General features: G+C 42.1%; 1 protein-coding gene. It reads left to right on the plus strand.

What is annotated here, in order from left to right:
- The coding region (locus ACEN33_RS04870) for an LPXTG cell wall anchor domain-containing protein (protein ID WP_407094666.1) at nt 1-425 on the plus strand (425 nt) is incomplete at its 5' end.
- Between the last annotated feature and the right edge of the window lie 145 nt (nt 426-570).

The following is a 570-nucleotide window of genomic DNA, read 5'->3' on the forward strand; positions in this document are numbered from 1 at the left end:
CTGAAATCAATGATACGACAGATCAATATGCAGTCGCTACTGATGAAGATGACGTTTATACAATTGAATTGAACGAAGATAATCTAGGTAGTAGTTCTGCAATATATGGTGCATTTAGATTAATCGAATCGGATGAAAATGGTGGTGGCGGTTCTGAGAGTTCTGAGAGTTCTGATGAGTCAAGTGACGAATCTAGCGACGAGTCCGACGGATCAGAAAGTTCTGACGAATCTAGCGATGATGGATCTGACGATGAATCAAATGGGTCAGAAGACGAATCGGATGACGATGGAAACGTCATTGTAGACCAAGATGACGACATCTTACCGACAACTGGTGAAAGTAATACGATGATTATTACTGTTGTTGCTATCGGTTTACTAGCCGTTGGTGGACTTCTACTTTACCGTAGAAAACGTAGTTAATCTTATATTTAAATAACCAATCGAGTAGGAGACTAGCCATTATTTGACTAGTCGACCTCTCACACCACCGTGCGTACGGTTCCGTACACGGCGGTTCAATACCTTGCGTAAGCAGACTCTACCAATTCGCTTAGTGGAACTAAGC

The sequence above is a fragment of the Ruoffia sp. FAM 24228 genome, assembly GCF_045528575.1.
Lineage (GTDB): Bacteria > Bacillota > Bacilli > Lactobacillales > Aerococcaceae > Ruoffia > Ruoffia halotolerans.